Consider the following 20738-nt stretch of genomic DNA (forward strand, 5'->3'; position numbering starts at 1 on the left):
TCCTATCACTCAGCGTGAAGAAGGCTGTATCTACTATGATTTACATTAAGAAAACGAAAACTCACAATGTTTTTTCTTTACGAAAATTGGAAAAGCGAACTTGTAACGTAAGGCTTTCATCAAGAATCAAGCATATCTTGAACGGATAACTAAGGCACATAGTCAGGGAGAGGAATTGTTAACACGCCTTAACCAACAAATATTTTTTGCCCAAAATATAAGGGAGTATTTCTTTTAAGTTCGGGGTTTAGAGCAAGGATACGTTCAATTATAGTTTGATGCTTTTGTGCTATGCTACTGAGGCTATCGCCTTTTTTGACAACATAATAGATCGGTTGGTTTACTTTTTTCAAAATAACGAGCTGTTGCCCTTTATGTAAAGGTTGATTGTTTGTTATTTTATTCCATGCTTGTATCTCTTCAGCACGAACTCCATAGGTTCTAACTAATTTATCATAGGTATCATTCTCCTGTACAATATGAATGATGCGGTGATTTCTTGATACAGTCATTTGATGTGTTAATGGAGTAGTTGCGAGAAGGGGCTCTTTTTTAACAACAACAGGGGTATTTTTAGTACTTGGAATTAAGATAGATTGATTGGGTTTTAGATGATTAGTGGTGAGTTGGTTTAATTGTTTGATGAAGTTTACAGTAGTGTGATACTTCACTGCAATATTATCCAAGTTATCTCCTGGTTTGACTTGGTACATTTCCCAACTGACTCGTTTGTGTTCGGGGAGGTTGGCGAGATTGAAATAAAATTGCTGCACTTTTTCAGTGGGAATGAGTAATTTAAATGGCTCGTTGGGAGCAGTAGTCCAGCGATTAAATCCAGGATTTAGCTTAATTAACTCCTTATAGCTAATGCCTGCCATTTTTGCAGCATGATTTAAATCAATAGGACTCCCTATATTTACCTCTTCGAAATAAGGAAGGTATGCGATTTCTGGTAATACTAACTTATATCGGCTAGGATTGTTGATGATTTCCGCTAATGCAAGCAAGCGCGGAACGTAAATTTGAGTTTCTCGAGGAACAGATAACTCCCAAAAACTTACAGTGCGCCCCGAGTGTGGTATTGCTTTTATGGCGCGATCTATTGTTCCTGCTCCCGCATCATAGGATGCTATTGCCAATATCCAATCGCCACTAAAGAAGTTATTGAGATAAAGCAGGTAATTAAGCGCTGCATCAGTGGATGATCGGATACTTCGTCTCGCGTCAAACCACCAATCTTGTGTTAGTCCTAAATCTTTGCCGGTAAGGGGCATTAATTGCCATAAACCTGCTGCACCAGCTACAGAATATGCAAAGGGATCATAAGCGCTTTCGATCATCGGCAAGAGGGCTAATTCACCAGGCAGCTTTTTTTTCTTGATTTCGCTAATAATATGATAAATGTATGGTTCTGACTGACGACACACTTTGTGAAGAAAACCTGGATGAGCAATAAACCATTGGATTTGATCTTGTACTTCAACTCGAGAAGTTTCATGATTTAAAGTAAATTCGTATCGTAATACTTCCCATACATTGGGTACTGCGTTCGCTATTGAACCACAAGTAATATCCCAAAAAAGGAGTGCATAAAAGAACAAAACTTTTGTTATGAAAAAGTTAAATTTCAATAGAATTTACCTATGAATACAATTGCTCATCAGTGTACTAAAATTTACTTTGGGATTAAACCGGATTGTATCCATTTAACTCATAAGGGATTAAATTAATCCTTTATGATCTAGTTCGTTTAACGACATAAAGGGCATAGAAATGCCTTTATGTCGAACTCACGTTACTTAAATGAATTTTTTTCTTCGCGTAACACTCTGAATATTTCTAATGAATTTAGCGATTTTGCCCCATGTTTTAATGCATACTGTTGTACCTCTGGTTTGTCAGTGCGTAAAAAAGGGTTAGTTGATTTTTCTAGTTCTAAAGTAGATGGGAGCGTGCAGGATTGATCGTGTATGTTGTGCAAATATTTTTGTATGGACAAGTTGTTAGGCTCTACAGTCTGTGCAAAGCGCAAATTTTGTTGTGTATATTCATGAGCACAGAATACTTTTGTGGTTGTTGGTAATGCTTTAAAAAGAAGTAACGATTGATGTAATTGCTCTAATGTCCCGTCAAATACTCGTCCGCAGCCTGCTGAGAAAAGTGTGTCTCCACAAAACAACCATTCGTGCTGAGATTCATAATAGCTAATATGAGTGGATGTATGGCCTGGATTAAATAATATATTAAAAATACAGTGTCCTACTTGGATGGTTTGATGTTCTTGTACAGGATTTGTTATATAGGGAATTCGTGGATCATTAGGGCCATAAACTGTGCAAGAAGGGGAGGTTTTAGTGAGTTCGTCTACACCCCCAATATGATCGTGATGGTGGTGAGTTAATAAAATAGTACGTAGTTTGAGATGATTTGAGTGGGCAAATTGTAATACGGGTTCTGCATCACCTGGGTCAACACAATCAAAGACTCCTGTTTTTTCATCAATAATTGCCCAAATATAGTTATCAAAAAAAGCAGGAATAGGAAAAATTTTCATCAGTTGGCCTCAATAATAGAGAAAGAGCTCTCCGGATTAAAATGATTTTTAAGGGTAGTTAATACAGACTTCATTTCTTCGGCTAACGTAAATGGGGGATTAATAATCCATAAACCACAACCATACATACCTTCAGTAGGAGCCGAGGTTAAGTTAAATTCAATATGCAAAGTATTTTTTATATTGATATCTTTCATACCTCTGTTGAGTTTATCAGTTAATTTTTTAGTAACGAGAGGATACCAAAGACAATAAACACCTGTAGAAAAACGAGAGTAGGCTTGTTTCATGGCAATAGGAATTTCTTTATATTCTTCTTTTATTTCAAAAGAAGGATCAATAAAAATTAATCCTCGTTTTTCTGGTGGCGGAAGCAAGGCTTTCAGTGCAGCTATTCCATCATTTTTACTGAAATGTACTTTTTTATTAAAATGAGGTAATTGAGTAAGTTCTTCAAACTCTCTTGGATGTAACTCACAAAAATACATTCTGTCTTGCATGCGTAGCATATTGATGGCTAAGTAGGGGGAGCCTGGATAATATCTTAATGTATTTGTAGGATTAAGTTGGTTAACAATATTGAGGTAATCTTGGAAAAGAGAGTTTAGAGAATCTTTATTAGACCAAAGTAGTTGAATTCCTTGTTGGTATTCTTTTGTTTTTTCAGCTTGTTTGTTTTTTAAGTCATACAAACCTTTGCCAGAGTGGGTCTCAAGATAAAATAATGGCTTATCTTTTAGAGTTAAATAACACAGAAGTCGCGTTAAGGCTAAGTGTTTGATGACATCAGCAAAATTTCCAGCATGATATCCGTGTTGATAACTGAGCATAGAGTTCCTAAAACATTTTTTATAATTGTCTACTATACTCTTTTTAAGAGAGTATAAAAGGGGAAAGTTATGGAACTTCACGAAGATTATGATGACCAATCATTCTCTGATTATAACTACGATGATGATGTTGAATCCATGAATCATCGAAAGAATGTTAGACGTATGCTCGAGGATAAACTGGAACGCAAACGTTTAAGAGAAGAGTTTAAGGATGATTTCGATGAGTTAAGCGGTGATTTCGATTGGGATGTTTTAGATAAATAATTCTTTATGACTACTGATGATCCATGCTGCGTATTTAGTAGTGAAATAGCCTGAAATCGGTTCTTTTACTCATGTACGTGGTTCAACGCTTGGGTAGCAGATTTTAATGTATTTTCAAGTAAGGTTACTATGGTCATTGGCCCAACGCCGCCTGGAACAGGTGTTATCCAAGCAACTTTATTTACTGCATTTGTAAAATCAACATCTCCTCTAATACGGCCATCCGCTAATCGATGTATCCCAACATCGATGACTATTTGATCCTTACTAAGCCACTCTGAATCGATAACATCCATTTTTCCTGTTGCCACAATAACTAAATCAGCAATACGTACCAGTTTTTCGAGTTGTTGTGTAAATTTGTGTGCAATTGTTACTGTGGCGCCTGCTAAGAGTAATTCCAAGCTCATGGGGCGACCGACTATGTTGGATGCACCAATAACAAGAGCATGTTTTCTTTTCACGTCAAGTTGGTAGTGCTTTAACAAATTCATAATGCCAAATGGGGTGCATGGACGTAATAAAGGGTTACGTTGTGCAAGTCGACCTAAATTATAGGGATGAAAACCATCAACATCTTTTTCTGGTTTGATGCGTTCGATTATAGCACTCTCATTAATGTGGGCGGGCAAAGGTAACTGTATGAGAATACCATCAATTTGATCAGAACTATTTAATTGATCAATCAGATTGATTAATGCATTTTGTGTTGTTTCTTCAGGTAAATCATAAGAATGGGAAGTAATACCTACTTCAGCACAAGCTTTTCGCTTATTGGCTACATAAACTGTTGAAGCAGGATCATTTCCAATGAGGATAACAGCAAGACCTGGTGCGCGATGACCTTGTTCTATGTGATCTTGCACTTGCTTTTTTAATTCATTTCGATGTAGAGAAGCGACAACTTTTCCATCAATTAAAGATGCTGACATAATTACCTATGAGAAAAGTAAGGCGGTTATTATGAATTAGAGGTTTGTATAATGCAATAGTGCTTTAGAGGAGTAGAGGAAATAAATAATTAATAATCTATATCATATGAGCTAATTACTTGAATCAATTAATAAATAATGTTAATTTTTTCAATATATAAGTCCCGAGCTAGTTCAACTCCAAAGGACGCGGAGCTCCTGATTGAAAAAAAATGTTTTGTTTTCAACTTTATTTGCATTCACTTTCCCGGTCTATGTTTATGCATTTGGTTTAGGGGAAATGAGCGTGAAGTCTGCCCTAGGGCAACCTTTTGCTGCAGAAGTTAAGTTAATTGATGTGCATGAGATTTCTTTATCAAACGTTAGAGCTGGCCTAGCTGATCCGCAAAGTTATCAAAGCCTTGGCATAGAATGGCCTGAAACAGCAAATTCACTTTTTCTTGAAATTAAAAAAAATAAACAGGGCAAATATAGTGTAGTTATTTACTCGACAGAGCAAATAACGGAACCTTATATGCAGCTTATTATTGATTTAACATGGTCCAAAGGACAAATCTATAAAGTTTATACAGTATTATTAGATCCTCCAGGTTATAAACTAGCGAGTACAACTGCTCAAAGTGGCCTGACCTATCAGCGGCAATTCTCTAATTATCACCAAAAGACAGTTGTTTCTACTAAGGTAAGTCACAACACAAAGAAAGGAGTTTATGGTCCTACAATTGCCAATGAAAATATATGGCAAATCGCACAAAGGTATAAAACTTCTGATGCAATTTTACCGCAAATCGTTCTAGCAATTGTTGGCGCAAATCCTGATGCATTTACTCAGGGCAATTTAAACGGATTAAAGGTTGGAGTTCGTTTGAAAATTCCATCTGCTCCAGGATTTGTTGAAGTTCCTGCTGATTTAGCGACGGTTGAAGTGATGGCTCATGATAAAGCATGGAATGAAAAAACATCGATTAATCATGTATTATCACCACCTTACATGATAGGGCAAACACCCAGTATAAGTCCTCCTATTGAGTATTCGCAGATTCCACCAGTACCAAAATTTTCAGGTTCAACACTTCCTGTAATGAATCAAACTCAATCTGAGACCACTTCAGTCAACTTATTATCATCAATAGAGAGTCAAAAACAAATCAGCCCTGAACAACGCAGAACTCTTAATGCAGAAATATCTATTACCGCTGCTGCTGTAGACTCTTTGCGAGAATCTAATGCTTTATTAACAGAACAATTAAGTTTATTACAAGCACAAAACAAAAAATTACAAAAGCAGTTGGATGAGCGAGATAAGCAAATTCAAATATTGATGAGAGAGCGGATAGCTATTGCGGGACAGACAAGCTCCAGTTCTCTTGGTACTTTCTCTAATGCTGGGTTTTTAATTAGTTTATTGCTTATTGCAGGTTCAGGAGGTATTACCTATTATTATTTTAAACGTAGGGATCAGAGAAAAAGTAATCTATCTAAAGTAACTAATCCCGTAGAATCCGCCCCAGCGTCTACTCCCGCGCCAGTGCCTACTCCTACTCCGATTGAATCCTTTATTCACTCTAAAGAACAGCCAGTTGCACAACAAGAGATAAGTGAGCTGAGATCAGAGCCCAAGTTGAAACCAGATCTAGAATTAATTCCTAAACCTCAAGTTGCGGAGCAATTAGTTTTACCATCAGCAGAAGTCGAAAATTTAAAGACTGTTGCTAATGCTCAAGACAATGTTTCTACATCGACTGAACCTCGATCCCAATCTCAGCCTAAACCAGAAGATAATGAAAGGCTATTAGAGTTCTCATCAGATGTAGTTGAGGATAAATTAATAAAACCGAGCCATGAAAATCAAAACTTATCTAGTGAGGAGTTACCTGAAGAAAATCTATTAGAATTTGAATCAGGCTTGCATCATACAATTGCAAAAGAGTCTATTCAAGAGGCAAATTATCCTAAGGAAATAGCTAGCGAGGATAAGGGATTAGAGTTTACTTTTACTCCCTCTGACTCAGAGAAAACCACCCCAGAGAAAACTACTAAGAACGATATTGATCTTTCTAACTTAAAGAATGAAAAGGCATTAGATACTCTTTTAGCTCTTGCTAAAACATACATAGGAATGGAAGATATAGAATCCGCTTTAAATTCATTAGATGAAGTACTGCAACACGGTAGTAAGGTGCAAAAGGAAGAAGCAAAACGCCTACTCGCTGAGATAAAAGGGCAGTCTTGATTTATAAATATTTTCTATTCGGTATCAAGGTTTGTTTGGTTCTACTATTAGAATGCGCTCCATTTTAATGAGTAATTGATTAATCAGGGCACCGTCAGGAGAATTTTGTTTCACTAAATCAAGAGGAGTCTGAGAATTGCTATCGCAGTACTCAAACAAGCAAAAGAGAATGCAATACGTAGTGCAATCTTAATAGATGACTTAAAGATCAGGCTGGATTATTTTGGAACAAAATTAAAAGATGATTACGAGAAACTTAACCAAATAGTGAATGAAAACGCTTCTAGGTGTGAGCCGTTAATGCAGGACATCAGCGCTGTTAAAATTGGTGAGAAAAGTGCTATACCCCTATCAATGCTTCAAGAAGCGAGGCAGGAAGTAATACGGGATGCAAGATTAGTTGTTGATGATTTGAGACGCAATTTAGTTGAATTTAATACAAAATTAGAACGCGTTAAAAGTCAACTTCCAAATCGTGTCGAGGAGTATCAAAAATTAAAAAATGATTTAATTGGCTTAAAAGTTGGAAACAACGATAAAGAAATGGATAAGTTCCTAGTTGAGTGCGATAAAGCAATCATGCAGACCAGAAATTTAGATGAGCGGTTGGGAAAAATAACGGAGCAAATTCAAAAGATGCAAAGAGTCATACAGGGTTTAAAATCCCGGGAAAATGAAGCAGTTAAAACACTTATCAAGGATTTTGATGCTAGAAACAAATGGTACACTATAGGGATGGGTAAGAAAGCACGTAAAATTGAGGCAGCTCTTGCGAATGTACCTATAGAAGAAAGAGCTAAATTGCTAAGCTCGAATGATCAGACAGTAACCGATGTACTCGACGCTATTGCATGGAAGAGGAAATCTATTTTTAGTAGTGCTAAAAACAAGAAGGAAAAATTGAAATAAAGAATTCAGCCGATGCATTTAAAGATTTTAAAGAAAAGTTTAACGATGCGATAGCAAAGAGAGCTGATGTTAAACTTGAGACTACGGCACCCAAAAGGTACTCCTAATACGCGAGGACTTATAGTTTCGCTATTCTACAAAACATCTTGTCAAAAAAGATAAGTCATACTGACTAAAATCTCATTGGAGTGATAAGAGCCTGGATTTAATGATTGGTTAGACCATGTTTCCACTCCATTACCTGAAGAATATGGACCTAAATCCTGATAAATATAACCTACGGAAAGAATGAACTGCGGTAAAAAATGTACATCAACACCAGCACCTATATTGTAGGCAAATTCACTGGTATTGGCGTTTCTGAATCCTGGGTTAATTCGTGGTGTAACGTTTGTTAAGGCTGTTTCATGATAATTAGAGACCTTATTAAAAGAGCTTCCTATTCCTCCATTGATATAAGGTGAAAAGATCCCATGCTTGCATAGATTCATTTTTCCAGAGATTAATAGAAGGTTTGAAGTAAAATCTAACTTATAATCGTAATTAGTAAATTGAGGTAAGGAGTATTGCGTAATTTGCCCCTCAAGCTGAGTTTTGAAAAAATACTGCCAAAAGATACTTAATGAGTAGGAAGGAAACCAAACGTTGTCATTTTGCCATCGTCGTCCTGCGGATGCTGCGATAACAGCCCCGTTGTTCTTGCTGATTGAGTATTGATCATAATTGTAAGGTGTCGAAAACTCGGAACCATTATTTACTTGCATAGGAGTTTGCAAATCAGGAAATTGTGCTCCTGCTCCAAGCGAAATAAACCAGTTTTTTGGCGCATTGAAGACTGATTGCATGGATGAGTTTTGCACGTGTCCTGCATTCTTAGCGAATGAAGTGTGAGGACATACAAGGAGTAGGGCGGTAATACTTGGATAAAATAAATTCCGTTTCATAAATTAAATCTCAATTTTTAACACTGGTTTAGCAAGTCCCTTAATTGCAAACCGAGAAGCTACCATAAATGAATTCAAGAAATCAACCATAGATGCAGTAAGGGAACAGCAGTTATCGAGTAAAAAGCGAGGATATTAGTAATATCAAACTCTTAAGCTAAAATTCTAGCTCTGAGTTTTCAATGAAAAATGACTATAATATTTTAATAAACTTAAAATCAATTCTAGTAAAGTATAGACAAAACAAATGCTGTATTATAAATTGACCCTTTTATCAGGAATAATCAATGCGAATCGCTTTAGTGCTTGAGTATGATGGTAGTAGGTATCATGGCTGGCAAGCACAAACAGGATTGCATACCGTACAACAGGCCGTTGAAAATGCCTTATCTAAAGTAGCAGATTTGCCTATATCTGTGGTTTGTGCAGGAAGAACGGATACCGGTGTGCATGCAACAAATCAAGTCATTCATTTTGACAGTGAAAAGCAGCGCAGTATTCGTGCATGGATCCATGGGGTAAATTCATTTTTACCTAAAGATATATGCGTTAAATGGGGAAAAGAACTCTCCGAAGAGTTTCATGCGAGATATTCCGCAACTGCAAGACGGTATCGTTACGTGATTTATAATAGTGCTATAAGACCAGCATTGCTGCGCAGCAATGTAACATGGCAATATAGACAATTGGATCATCGTCTTATGCATCAAGCAGCTCAAACATTATTGGGTGAAAATGATTTTACTTCATTTCGCTCCGTTGAATGTCAGTCGAATACGCCGATGCGGAATGTGCATAAACTCCAAGTGAACCGAATGGGGGATTTGATAATAATTGATATAACTGCTAATGCTTTTTTACATCATATGGTACGGAATATTGCGGGTGTGCTTATTGCAGTAGGCTCAGGAAAACAACCTGTTTCTTGGGTAGACGAGGTGCTTAAAGCAAAAGACAGAAGATTAGGGGCTGAAACAGCTCCTGCTTATGGATTGTATTTGGTGCAAGTTAATTACCCGCAAGAGTTTTCTATATTACAGAATTGTCCAGGACCTATGTTTCTTTTGGAGAAATAAGTGAATTCATCACGTATACGAGTCAAGATGTGTGGTATGACGCGTAGCGAAGACATTGCGTGTGCTGTAAATTTAGGTGTAGATGCTGTTGGGTTCATTTTTTATAATAAAAGTGCACGTTTTGTTTCTATTGATCAGGCAACGGTCTTACTCAAAGATCTTCCGGCATTTGTAGACTCCGTGGCTGTTTTGGTGAATCCTGAGCGAGATTTGGTGCAAAAAATCATCGAAGAACTACCCATTCAGCTATTGCAATTTCATGGTGATGAATCAGCGGAATTTTGCCAACAATTTAAAAAACCTTTCATTAAAGCGATACATCCTTATTCGGCAGAAGATATTCATCAAGCAACACGAGAATTTGCGATGGCTCATGCCTTATTGTTAGATACCCCCTCTGCTGTGGCAAAAGGTGGAACTGGACTTGTTTTTGATTGGAAGATTATCCCGCAAGAGGTAGCCAAGCCTTATATATTGGCTGGTGGCATCGATGAATTTAATGTGCTTCAAGCAATTGAATTATGTCATCCTTATGCTGTAGATCTTTGCAGTGGGATTGAAGTATCGCCTGGAATTAAAGATCATGGCAAAATGGGTCGGTTTATGCAGAAATTAGTGAATAGATAGTAGCCTGTCCTCAGGTTGCATTTTTAAGGTAGATCAATGAACAAAAAAGAACTTCCCGATGAACATGGGCATTTTGGCCCCTATGGCGGTATTTTCGTAGCAGATACGTTAATGCATGCGTTACAACAATTGAAAGAAGCATATGCAAAATACCGACACGATCCTAATTTTCTTGCTGAGTTACATGCTGAATTAAAGGATTATGTAGGACGGCCTAATCCATTATATCATGCTCAACGTTTAAGTCGGGAACTTGGTGGCGCACAAATCTATTTAAAGCGAGAAGATTTGAATCATACAGGCGCACACAAAATTAATAACACTGTTGGCCAAGCGCTACTTGCTAAGCGGATGGGAAAAACTCGAGTTATTGCAGAAACCGGAGCAGGGCAACATGGCGTAGCTTCAGCCACCGTAGCAGCTAAATTAGGCTTAGAATGTGTGGTTTATATGGGTGCTGAAGATATAAAACGTCAAGCATCTAATGTATATCGCATGAAATTGTTGGGTGCAGAGGTTGTGCCAGTGACAGCGGGATCGCGTACGCTGAAAGATGCTTTGAATGAGGCCATGCGTGATTGGGTGAGCCATATTGATAATACATTTTATATCATTGGAACGGTTGCAGGGCCGCATCCTTATCCTCAAATGGTTCGAGATTTTCAATCGGTGATTGGTGTTGAAGCGAGAGCCCAGTTTCTAGAAAAAACGGGGCATTTGCCAGATGCTTTAGTTGCCTGTGTCGGTGGTGGTTCTAATGCAATCGGCTTATTTTATCCTTTTCTAAAGGATGCGACAGTAGTGCTCTATGGTGTTGAAGCAGGAGGAAAAGGCTTAGAAAGTGGTGAGCATTCTGCCTCACTTATCGCGGGGAAACCGGGTGTTTTACACGGCAATCGAACTTATTTACTTTGTGATGAACACGGCCAAATTAAGGATACTCATTCGATTTCAGCGGGTCTCGATTATCCTGGCGTAGGCCCGGAACATGCTTATTTGAAGGATTCTGGACGAGTAATTTATGAGGCAATTAATGATGATGAAGCATTGCATGCGTTTCGGACTTTAACGCGTGTTGAAGGCATTATTCCAGCACTTGAATCCAGTCATGCTGTTGCTTATGCAATGAAACTCGCAAAGACAATGTCAACAAATCAAAATATTATCGTGAATTTATCAGGTCGTGGTGATAAAGACATGCATACTGTGGCACAAATTGATGGGATTAGCGTATGAATCGAATTGATAAAACCTTAATGCGCCTAAAGAAAAACGGCAAAAAAATGCTCAGTCCTTACATTACAGCTGGAGATCCATCTCCGGACATTACCGTGAAATTAATGCATGAATTAGTCAGAGCAGGTGCAGATATTTTAGAATTAGGTATCCCCTTTTCGGATCCTATGGCTGAGGGACCTGTTATTCAACGTGCTATGGAACGCGCTCTTGCTCAGAACGTACACTGCCAAACTGTATTGAATATGGTCAAAGAATTCCGTGTACAAGATCAAGAAACCCCCGTGATTATTATGGGCTATTTAAATCCTATAGAGCGTTTTGGCTATGAGCTTTTTGCACAAAAGGCTGTAGAAGCGGGTATTGATGGAACTATTATAGTCGATTTACCTCCAGAAGAAAGCGAAGAACTTGCCGAAATCTGGCAAAAATATGATTTATACAGTATCTTTCTTTGTTCGCCTACCACTTCAGATGAGCGTATGGCATTAATTAGCAAGTTTGCAAAAGGCTATTTATACTATGTGTCTTTGAAAGGTGTTACTGGGTCTGATGCACTTGATATGGCATCTTTGAAAACGCAATATCAACACCGAAAAGCACAAAGCACACTTCCTTTAATGGTTGGTTTTGGTATAAAAACGGCAGAAATGGCAGCAGAAATTGCTCGTTTTGCAGACGGTATTATTGTAGGGGCTGCCTTAATTACGCATATCTTGGATGCTTATAATACGAATAATGATATATTGCACGCCGGAGCAGATTTAATTTATTCCATGCGACATGCCATGGATAATAATGGAAAAAACGATGACTGAAATAACTGAAAAGCGAGCTCATTTTATAAGACAACTGATTACGGATGAATTAGCGAGTGGTAAGCATAAATCTGTAGTTACCCGTTTTCCCCCCGAACCTAATGGTTATCTACATGTTGGACATGCTAAAGCGATTTGTGTCAATTTTGGTTTGGCACAAGAGTTTGGTGGGATTTGCTATTTACGTTTTGATGATACAAATCCCATTAAAGAAGAAGAAGAATATGTCAATGCCATTATTGAAGATGTTCGTTGGTTAGGTTTTGACTGGTATGCGATGACTCACTCTTCTGACTACTACCATGAACTTTATGATTTTGCTGTATTTTTAATTAAAAAAGATAGGGCTTATGTTGATAGTCTTAGTATGGATGAAATTCGTGCTTATCGCGGTACTTTACAGGAGCCTGGTCGCGAAAGTCCTTACAGGAATAGATCTAGCGAAGAAAGTTTAGATTTATTTGCCCGTATGAAGGCAGGTGAATTTCCCGATGGGACACATGTGTTGCGCGCAAAAATTGACATGCAATCCGGTAATGTGAATATGCGCGATCCCGTCATTTATCGCATTCGCCATGCGCATCATCAACGTACTGGTGATGAGTGGTGTATTTATCCTATGTATGATTATGCACATCCTATTTCTGATGCCTTAGAAAAAATCACTCATTCTTTATGTACCTTAGAGTTTCAAGATCACCGACCTCTTTATGATTGGTTTGTTGACCATTTACCTTTACCAGCAAAACCCATACAAACAGAGTTTGCCCGTTTAAATTTATCACATACAGTCACTTCAAAGCGTAAATTGCGTGCGCTGGTTGAAAAAAAAGCAGTATCTGGGTGGGACGATCCTCGAATGCCTACTTTGCGGGCAATGCGTAAACGTGGCTATCCTCCTGCAGCAATTCGTCAATTTTGTGAGTCAATTGGTGTATCACGCAGTGATTCAGTAATTGATATGTCAGTACTCGAAGAATGTGTCCGTGCTGAACTAAATCGAACAGCAAAGCGTGCTTTATGTGTGATGGATCCCCTAAAAATAGTCCTTGAAAATTATCCAGAGGACAAAACTGAATTTTTAAAACCTGCATATAATTCACAAGATCCAAATTCAAGTACGCGGGATTTGCCGTTTACGCGAGAACTTTTTATCGAGCGTTCGGATTTTATGGAAGATCCACCCAAAAAGTATCATCGCCTATCACCTGGTGCTGAAGTACGTTTACGTCATTCTTACGTGATTAAATGTCATGATGTAGTTTATGATGAACAAGGAACTATTATTGAATTACGCTGTACCTATGATGAAAATACTTTAGGAAAAAATCCCGAAGACAGGAAAGTTAAGGGAGTGATCCATTGGGTATCTTGCAAACATGCTTATCCGGTGACTGTGTTGGAATATGATCGTTTATTTAATGATCCGAATCCAGGTAGGGAAGAGGATTTCTTCCAGTTCTTAAATCATAATTCATTACAAATAAAACAAGGTTATTGTGAACCAGCTCTCGCTAATCAGCCATTAGGTGAAGTGTTCCAGTTTGAACGCTTGGGGTATTATTGTGTTAATGAATTAAAAGATGGATGTGTTCGTGCTTTTCATCGTGTGGTAGATCTGAAGGATACTTGGGGAAAAGTGAGTTAAGAGGGACAAATATGTTGCATTTATATAATTCTTTAACCAGAACAAAAGAACCGTTTGTTTCCATTTCACCTGGAAAAATTGGTATCTATGTTTGCGGTATTACTGTATATGACCGTTGTCATATAGGCCATGCTCGCTCTATGGTAGCTTTTGATGTCATTGTTCGCTATCTGCGTTCTCAGGGTTATGACGTAAAATACATACGTAATATTACGGACATTGATGATAAAATTATTGCTCGTGCTCATGAACGAGCGATACCTATAGATGAATTAACTGATCAATATATTGCAGCAATGAATGAAGATACGCAGGCGTTAAATATTTTACCGCCGGATGTAGAACCACGTGCTACAGAACATATTCATAGCATTATCCATTTAATTGAGCGGTTGCTTGCTAAAGGAAATGCCTATCTTAGTGACAATGGGGATGTGTGTTATCAAGTCAATTCATTTACCGATTATGGTAAATTATCACACAAGGATCTAGAGGGATTAGTAGCTGGAGCACGAGTAGAAATTGTTAAAGAAAAACGTTCACCATTGGATTTTGTTTTATGGAAAAAGGCAAAACCAGGCGAGCCTAGCTGGCCTTCACCCTGGGGAGAAGGACGTCCAGGCTGGCATATTGAGTGTTCAGCAATGGCAATGAGTGAGTTAGGTGAGCAGTTTGATATTCATGGAGGAGGATTGGATTTGCAATTTCCTCATCATGAGAATGAAATCGCTCAGAGTGAGGCTGCTACTGAAAAACCTTTTGCCAATTATTGGCTGCATGTAGGAATGCTGCAGGTTAATAATGAAAAAATGTCTAAATCATTAGGCAATTTTTTTACTATTGCAGATGTTTTAGCAAAACATCATTCAGAGGTGGTGCGTTATTTTCTTTTAAGCAGTCATTATCGTAGTTCATTAAATTATTCTGAAGAAAATTTGACTAATGCCAAAAAGGCATTAACTCGTTTATATCAAACTATCAAGGACAGTCAACACCTTGTCGAGGCTGAATTAGATAATCATTGGGTTAATGAATTTAATCAAGCAATGAATGACGATTTTAATACGCCAGTTGCATTATCTGTTTTATTTCAACTCAGCCATGAGATCAATAAAAGTAACTCTCCCATTTTAGCGACTACATTGAAACATTTAGCGGGCATCATGGGGTTATTGCAAGAAGATCCTTTATCCTTTTTACAATCGGGACTAAGTGAAATGGACAAAGCGTCAATAGAGCAATTAATTACCGAGCGACTCCAAGCACGTACCGAGCGGAATTGGGCGCGCGCGGATCAAATAAGAGCAGATTTGTTAAGTCAGGGCATTGAGTTAGAAGATGGTGTCAATGGAACTACTTGGCGGGTTCTGTCAGTGCGTTAATAGACAAGGAAAAAATCTAATTTTATTAGAGTATGATTTTAGATTTAAATTACTAGTTCTAGAATAAAAAGCATAATATGATAAATGCAACAGCTTGATTATCGGATTGAGTAAATTATGAATACTAATGAATTAAAATCATTTTTAATGGTTTATGAATATCGCTCTTATTCACTTGCAGCAAGGCATTTGTATGTTACTCAATCTGCTGTAAGCAAGCGCATTAATAATTTGGAAAATGAATTTAAAACCAAATTATTTGAAATAAGAAATAGTATGATTTTTCCTACTATGGAAGGGATGTTACTTATTCCATATGCGCGTTTACTTTTACACACTTTATGTGATGCTGCTACTAATTTAAAAAGTCCGGAACTTTCAGAAATACCTTTTGTGCTTGGAACAGGGCCTCTTCCATGCTTTCAATTTTTGCCGTTGTTTATCGATTATTTAAATGAAAATCAAATTAACCATCCTCAATTTTCTATTAAACAGATGCATAAAAAAGATTTGATTCCTGCCTTACAATCTGGAGTGATTGATTTGGCATTAACAATTAAAGATCTTGAGATCAATAGTTCTATTATATGCACTCAACTTTATGAGGAAGATGTTTATATTGTGGTCTCCCCAAAGCATGAATTAGCCAATGAAAAAAATATAAATTTACAAACACTTTCCCGCTACCCTGCACTTTTAACTGAGTCAGGATTTTCTTTGCGAGATAATTTAGACAAAGCTTTTTTGTGCAAAAAATTACCTCTTCTGGTGAAACATGAGCTGTTTTCTCCACTCGCGATAAAAAAATTAGTGAAAAGGAGATTGGGGTGGGGTGTATTGCCTAAGCAATATTATGATGATGACTTAGTAAAGTTGGAATTAGAGGATTACTCAGACAAGGTAGCTTTATCATGGTATGCTCATGCGAATCGTGCTCCCTCTAGATTAATTCAGTATATAGGACAATTAATGAAAGAATCGATTCCTTATGTAGTTCAGCACGTAGATAATGATCAGTAACTTTCCAATATCTTTTCTACTGTAAAAAACCGCAAATATTACGATTCCTCTAGGATTAATAACGGGTTTTCATCCTTTTTTACTGGTTCTTTAGTTCTTTTTAAACGAAATAAAAAAGCGATGATTAGAAAAAGCATCAAAATGAGTGCCATCCAACCCATGAGGTAAAAGCAGTCATCCAATGCTAGGGCAGTAGCTTGTCGTGTCAAATAGTAATTTAATTGAGCGGAGGCATGTTTTCCTTGAATATGTACTAGTTTTGCTCGTGCAAAAAATAACTGTGTTTCCTGGGAAAATGCGGTTAAACTGCTTCCTAAGCGAAGGTGAAAAAATACTTCTCGTCTATGCCATAAAATGGGAAATAGTGCTACTCCCAATCCACTTCCAATTAAGCGAGATACATGAAAAAAGCAAATACACTCAGCCAGTTTGTTTTCAGGAAAAGTATGTATTGATAATTGGAAGAGGGGAGATAAAAATAATGCAAGTCCAATACCCGCTAAACCGCGAGAAAATGCAACTCGATTGAAATTAATATCTACATTAAAATAGCTGGTATAAAAACAAGAAATGGCAAAAAAAAGTAGGGCAATTATTAATGGAGGAAATGGTTTATATTGTTTCTTATTAAGAACTACTGGGATCCATCCACAAAATGCCATTGTTCCTATAATTAGGGCAATCCAATCTGGAGTGTAATTAACATAAAGTTTCAGCCACAAAGATAACAAAATTACCATACCGAAATAGATTGCAAAAAGGAATGCGATGTAGATCATTGCCAGTGCAAAATAAAAATTTTTCAGTAGCTGCAAATCGACAATAGGATTTTGTGCAGACCAACTGCGTAAAATAAAAAAAATAAAACTGATTATGCCCGCGATCAGTAAAAAAGTAATCAAAGAAGAACGAAACCAATCTAATTCTTGGCCAGTTGTTAATGCAGTTCCGATAAAAATCATACTTATACAAAAATAAAAATATCCAAGTTTATCAAAAACAGCTTTTTTTACAGGTTCATGGTATTTTCTATAACCATAACCAACATACAAAATTAAAAAAACACATAAAGGCACATTAGAATAAAATAGAAACCGCCAATGGTAGTCGTAAGCAATCCATGCTCCGTATGAAGCACCAATGACGGGAATTATTGAAAGACAAATTAAGACCAAGGAAAGAATATAGACTTTATCTTTATTAGAAGATAATAAAGGAATAAGTGTACACGTAATAAGAAGAAACATTGGTCCTGAAGCGAATCCTTCTAAAAACCTAAATAAGATAAAACTAAAAAAATCAGTGGCAGTAGCACATCCCCAAGAAAATAAGGCAGTCAAACTAAGACAGACTACAAATAGCTGGATGGGACTTAATCGTGTTGCAGCAGGTTTTCCTAAAGGCACTCCTAAAAGATTACCAATACAAAAAAAACTGACTGTATACGAGGTCATATAGGGACTGCCACCTAGATCGCTTACAATATAAAGACCAGCCATTATGGGTAAAGTAAGATTAAAAATTACTGCCGCAAGCGATAAGAGCAAAATATAGAGGATCATCGTTTTCTTATCTCATTTGAAGCAAGTTTATTTAAAATAAGTGGATTATTAGCATATTTCTGAAGATTTGGATCTAAATTGCTTTTAATAATATCTGCGATCAGTTTTTCATCACCAGCTTCTTCTTTTTTAAAAATATCAGTCACATAATGAGGTGAGCCAGAGGTAGATGTGGGCACTAAAAGGCCATCCTGATCAGAAAGATCAGTTGTGACTTCTAAAGAGAGACCAATTCGGAGAGGATGTTTTCTTAATTCATCTTGCACTAAATCAACTCGAACAGGTAGCCTTTGGACAATTTTAATCCAATTCCCAGAGAGATTTTCAGGAGGGAGCAATGAAAAAGCATTCCCTGCACCTCCAGGTAAACCAACAATTCTACCGTGAAATACAACACTAGAACCGTAAAGATCCGAAGTAAATTTAACTTTTTGGCCAATACGCATTTTTTTTAGTTGTGTTTCCTTATAGTTGGCGTTAACCCATATTTGATCCAGTGGAATAATGGACATCAGCGGTTCTTTAGGGGAGATCCACATACCTACCTGAATGGTTCTTTGTGCTACAAGACCATCTACAGGAGCATAAATATTACATCGATATAATTGGACCCACGCATCACGTACTTCTTGTGCTGCTGCTTGAACCCAGGGATGTTCAGTAATCGAAGTACCTTGTACAAATGCGAGCATTTTTTGATAATTATTCTTGGTGCTTTTTAGTGAAGCAATTGACGCTTTGAGATCGTCTTGTGCATTTTGGTAATCTTCTAAAGAAACTCCTTTAGCAGCAATTACGTCATAGCGGTGCTTAAGGTTTTGTTGTGCTTTTAATAGTTCTGCTTTTTTCACGTCAATGTCTGCGGCCAGTATAAATACATCGTGAAACGCCTGACATACATCACGTACTGTTTGAGCAAGTTTCTTTTTCGCTTTTTCGAGAGCAATCAGCGAGTCAGTTTCATTTAAAGAAACGATTAGTTGTCCTTTTTTTACTAGAAAACTATCATCAGTGTAAATACCCGTAACAAATCCAGGACGTAAAGCTTTGATATAAACTTGGTTCCCTTGGACATAAGCATCATTGGTGTAAACCTCGTTTCTCCAAACAAAAAGCCAATACAAAAAAAGGAAAACAAAAAGAACAAGAAGAATGATTGCAAAATAAAAAGAAGGCGATTTTTTTTTCATGAGTTATTCACCAAAGGTATTCTATTTTGACAATAACCGCCTCCTAATGCTTTGGTCAGTTTTATTGAGGCTAAGTATTGGTTATACAGTAGAGTAACATCTACAATCTTTTTTTGAATGACTTCTTCTTGTAAAAAATAAAGATCAAATAAACTGTCTAATCCTTTTTGTTGACGTAAATAGCTGAGCTCATATCGTTGTTTTGCAAGCTCAACTACGTGTTCTTGTTCTACTTTTTGTTGATAAATATCCTCAGCAAATGCTAAGACATCAAGAACTTCTTGGGTACTATAGAGGAGCAAGCTGTTATACGCATCAATTGCTGCGTCAAATTGGGCTTTAGTAGCTTTGATATTTGCCCGTATTGCTCCCGCGGTGAAAATAGGTAAACTCAATGCAGGTCTAAATGCTGCTGTACCACTTGATATATCGAAGAGCTTTTTCCAACCTGTGCTTTCCAGACCAAGAAGGCCAACAAGATTTATATTGGGATAATATTCAGCCATCGCTGCTCCCGTCTTATAGGCTAAAGCTTTTGCTCGCCAAATTTGCGCCATTAGGTCAGGTCTACGGGCTAAGAAATCTAACGGTAGTATTGGAGGAATATTCAGCGATTTAGGCAATTTCGGAAGAGAAGAGTTAATCAATAGTGGATTATCCGGCCCACGCCCTGCTAAAGTATTAACCAAGTGTTTGTTTGCAGTAAGTTCATCAGTAATACTTGAGAGTAATTTTTGTGCTTCAAGCAATTTTTCTGAAGTTTCCAATGCAGGTAATTTTGAAGAAAGTCCTTTTTGTACTAATAAGTGTTGTAATTTTGCAATTTTTTGTCGTACATTGATTAATTGTACGTATAGTTTTTTCCTTATAAGATTTGTTTTATAAGCAAAATATGCTTGTGCAGTTGCGGTGCTTGTAATCAGTTCTACTTCAGCCGCTTCTGCTTCTTGTGCTTTTGCTTCCCCTAGAGCAGCACGGAAGAGATTACGGTTTTGCCCCCAGAAATCCACTTCATAACTAAATGAAAGAGACAGGTCTAATAGGTCAGCATTTAAAGGGAATGAATGATTGAGCGCGCGATACAAACCGTTTTGACTTATATATTGTCTGTTCTCCTTTGCGTTAAAGAAAACTAACGGGAATAGTATTGAACGTGTAACGATCGCTTGCTGTTTCGCAACTTCAATGCGCTTTTTGACTTCTTGAATTGAAGGGTTATTAGCTAACGCTTGAGTGACTAAAAGATTAAGTTCAGGTGAGTTATAAGACAGCCACCATTGTTTCTTTGGCCATTGGCCTTTAGAAAAAGTATTCTTTTTTTGCAAGCTTTTTTTAATGGAATGTTCCATACTTGGAACAGCCTTTATATTTTTAACTTGGCTTTGTTGAGGTAGAGAGATAGTGCAGGATGCTAATAGATATAAACTCAAATAAGCAAATCCTCTAATTAAAAGCCGCATAATAGATCCTTTAGCAATAACCTGTAACAGGGCCCCATCCCCCGTGTCCT

Annotated in this window: 18 protein-coding genes; 10 read left to right on the forward strand and 8 right to left on the reverse strand. The window is 37.2% G+C overall.

From position 1 onward, the window contains the following. Window positions 1-188 precede the first annotated feature (188 nt). The 3 genes from Lgra_RS08785 to Lgra_RS08795 all read right to left on the reverse strand — a co-directional run bounded on the left by Lgra_RS08785 (window position 189) and on the right by Lgra_RS08795 (window position 3384). The gene (locus Lgra_RS08785) at window positions 189-1631 is read right to left on the reverse strand and encodes a lytic transglycosylase (protein WP_058498890.1); all 1443 of its coding nucleotides are present in this window, start codon (window positions 1629-1631) and stop codon (window positions 189-191) included. Between the two features lie 164 nt (window positions 1632-1795). Beyond that, entirely contained in the window at window positions 1796-2554 is a 759-nt protein-coding gene (gene gloB, locus Lgra_RS08790) for a hydroxyacylglutathione hydrolase (protein ID WP_058498891.1), read from the reverse strand. After that, on the reverse strand, window positions 2554-3384 hold the full coding sequence (locus Lgra_RS08795; protein WP_058498892.1) for a 23S rRNA (adenine(2030)-N(6))-methyltransferase RlmJ: 831 nt from the start codon (window positions 3382-3384) through the stop codon (window positions 2554-2556). Before Lgra_RS08795 ends, gloB begins: the two co-directional genes overlap by 1 nt. A 69-nt stretch (window positions 3385-3453) precedes the next feature. On the opposite strand from Lgra_RS08795, the gene Lgra_RS08800 reads away from it, so the two are divergent. Next, window positions 3454-3651: a PA3496 family putative envelope integrity protein gene (locus tag Lgra_RS08800; RefSeq protein ID WP_058498893.1), complete on the forward strand. Its 198-nt coding sequence runs from the start codon at window positions 3454-3456 to the stop codon at window positions 3649-3651. Window positions 3652-3716: 65 nt separating this feature from the next. Here Lgra_RS08800 and folD read toward each other — a convergent pair whose 3' ends face one another. Further along, complete coding sequence (gene folD, locus Lgra_RS08805) at window positions 3717-4583, reverse strand: bifunctional methylenetetrahydrofolate dehydrogenase/methenyltetrahydrofolate cyclohydrolase FolD (protein WP_058498894.1); 867 nt, start codon at window positions 4581-4583, stop codon at window positions 3717-3719. A gap of 202 nt (window positions 4584-4785) precedes the next feature. On the opposite strand from folD, the gene Lgra_RS08810 reads away from it, so the two are divergent. Together Lgra_RS08810 and Lgra_RS08815 are read left to right on the forward strand one after the other, a co-directional pair. Beyond that, entirely contained in the window at window positions 4786-6816 is a 2031-nt protein-coding gene (locus Lgra_RS08810) for a motility hub landmark protein FimV (protein WP_058498895.1), read from the forward strand. Between the two features lie 300 nt (window positions 6817-7116). Then, window positions 7117-7725 (forward strand): hypothetical protein, encoded by a 609-nt coding sequence (locus tag Lgra_RS08815; protein ID WP_058498896.1) that lies wholly within the window; start codon window positions 7117-7119, stop codon window positions 7723-7725. 149 nt (window positions 7726-7874) lie between these two features. Here Lgra_RS08815 and Lgra_RS08820 read toward each other — a convergent pair whose 3' ends face one another. Beyond that, a complete protein-coding gene (locus tag Lgra_RS08820) occupies window positions 7875-8669 on the reverse strand; it encodes an outer membrane protein (protein ID WP_058498897.1) in 795 nt (264 codons plus the stop codon). A 287-nt stretch (window positions 8670-8956) separates the two neighbouring features. On the opposite strand from Lgra_RS08820, the gene truA reads away from it, so the two are divergent. From truA to Lgra_RS08855, 7 genes are all read left to right on the forward strand, one after another. Beyond that, complete coding sequence (gene truA / locus Lgra_RS08825; RefSeq protein ID WP_058498898.1) at window positions 8957-9745, forward strand: tRNA pseudouridine(38-40) synthase TruA; 789 nt, start codon at window positions 8957-8959, stop codon at window positions 9743-9745. Next, window positions 9746-10372, forward strand: a complete 627-nt coding sequence (locus tag Lgra_RS08830) for a phosphoribosylanthranilate isomerase (RefSeq protein ID WP_058498899.1) — start codon at window positions 9746-9748, stop codon at window positions 10370-10372. It begins immediately after the preceding gene. 36 nt (window positions 10373-10408) lie between these two features. Beyond that, window positions 10409-11608 carry a tryptophan synthase subunit beta gene (trpB, locus tag Lgra_RS08835; protein ID WP_058498900.1) on the forward strand — a complete coding sequence of 400 codons (1200 nt, stop codon included), beginning with the start codon at window positions 10409-10411 and terminating at the stop codon, window positions 11606-11608. After that, window positions 11605-12426 carry a tryptophan synthase subunit alpha gene (gene trpA, locus Lgra_RS08840; RefSeq protein WP_058498901.1) on the forward strand — a complete coding sequence of 274 codons (822 nt, stop codon included), beginning with the start codon at window positions 11605-11607 and terminating at the stop codon, window positions 12424-12426. Before trpB ends, trpA begins: the two co-directional genes overlap by 4 nt. Then, window positions 12419-14074 carry a glutamine--tRNA ligase/YqeY domain fusion protein gene (locus Lgra_RS08845; protein WP_058499275.1) on the forward strand — a complete coding sequence of 552 codons (1656 nt, stop codon included), beginning with the start codon at window positions 12419-12421 and terminating at the stop codon, window positions 14072-14074. The genes trpA and Lgra_RS08845 overlap by 8 nt, the downstream gene beginning before the upstream one ends. An 11-nt stretch (window positions 14075-14085) precedes the next feature. After that, entirely contained in the window at window positions 14086-15456 is a 1371-nt protein-coding gene (gene cysS / locus Lgra_RS08850) for a cysteine--tRNA ligase (RefSeq protein ID WP_058498902.1), read from the forward strand. 117 nt (window positions 15457-15573) lie between these two features. Continuing rightward, a complete protein-coding gene (locus Lgra_RS08855) occupies window positions 15574-16476 on the forward strand; it encodes a LysR family transcriptional regulator (protein ID WP_058498903.1) in 903 nt (300 codons plus the stop codon). 38 nt (window positions 16477-16514) lie between these two features. On the opposite strand, the gene Lgra_RS08860 is transcribed toward Lgra_RS08855, so the two are convergent. The 3 genes from Lgra_RS08860 to Lgra_RS08870 are packed head-to-tail and all read right to left on the reverse strand — an operon-like array spanning window position 16515 to window position 20688. Continuing rightward, window positions 16515-18038 carry an MFS transporter gene (locus Lgra_RS08860; RefSeq protein WP_058498904.1) on the reverse strand — a complete coding sequence of 508 codons (1524 nt, stop codon included), beginning with the start codon at window positions 18036-18038 and terminating at the stop codon, window positions 16515-16517. Next, window positions 18035-19228 carry an HlyD/EmrA/EmrK family protein gene (locus tag Lgra_RS08865; protein ID WP_058498905.1) on the reverse strand — a complete coding sequence of 398 codons (1194 nt, stop codon included), beginning with the start codon at window positions 19226-19228 and terminating at the stop codon, window positions 18035-18037. Before Lgra_RS08865 ends, Lgra_RS08860 begins: the two co-directional genes overlap by 4 nt. Then, entirely contained in the window at window positions 19225-20688 is a 1464-nt protein-coding gene (locus tag Lgra_RS08870) for an efflux transporter outer membrane subunit (protein ID WP_058498906.1), read from the reverse strand. The genes Lgra_RS08865 and Lgra_RS08870 overlap by 4 nt, the downstream gene beginning before the upstream one ends. Window positions 20689-20738 lie beyond the last annotated feature (50 nt).

Origin of the sequence: Legionella gratiana (genome assembly GCF_001467695.1) — a bacterium.
GTDB lineage: Bacteria > Pseudomonadota > Gammaproteobacteria > Legionellales > Legionellaceae > Legionella > Legionella gratiana.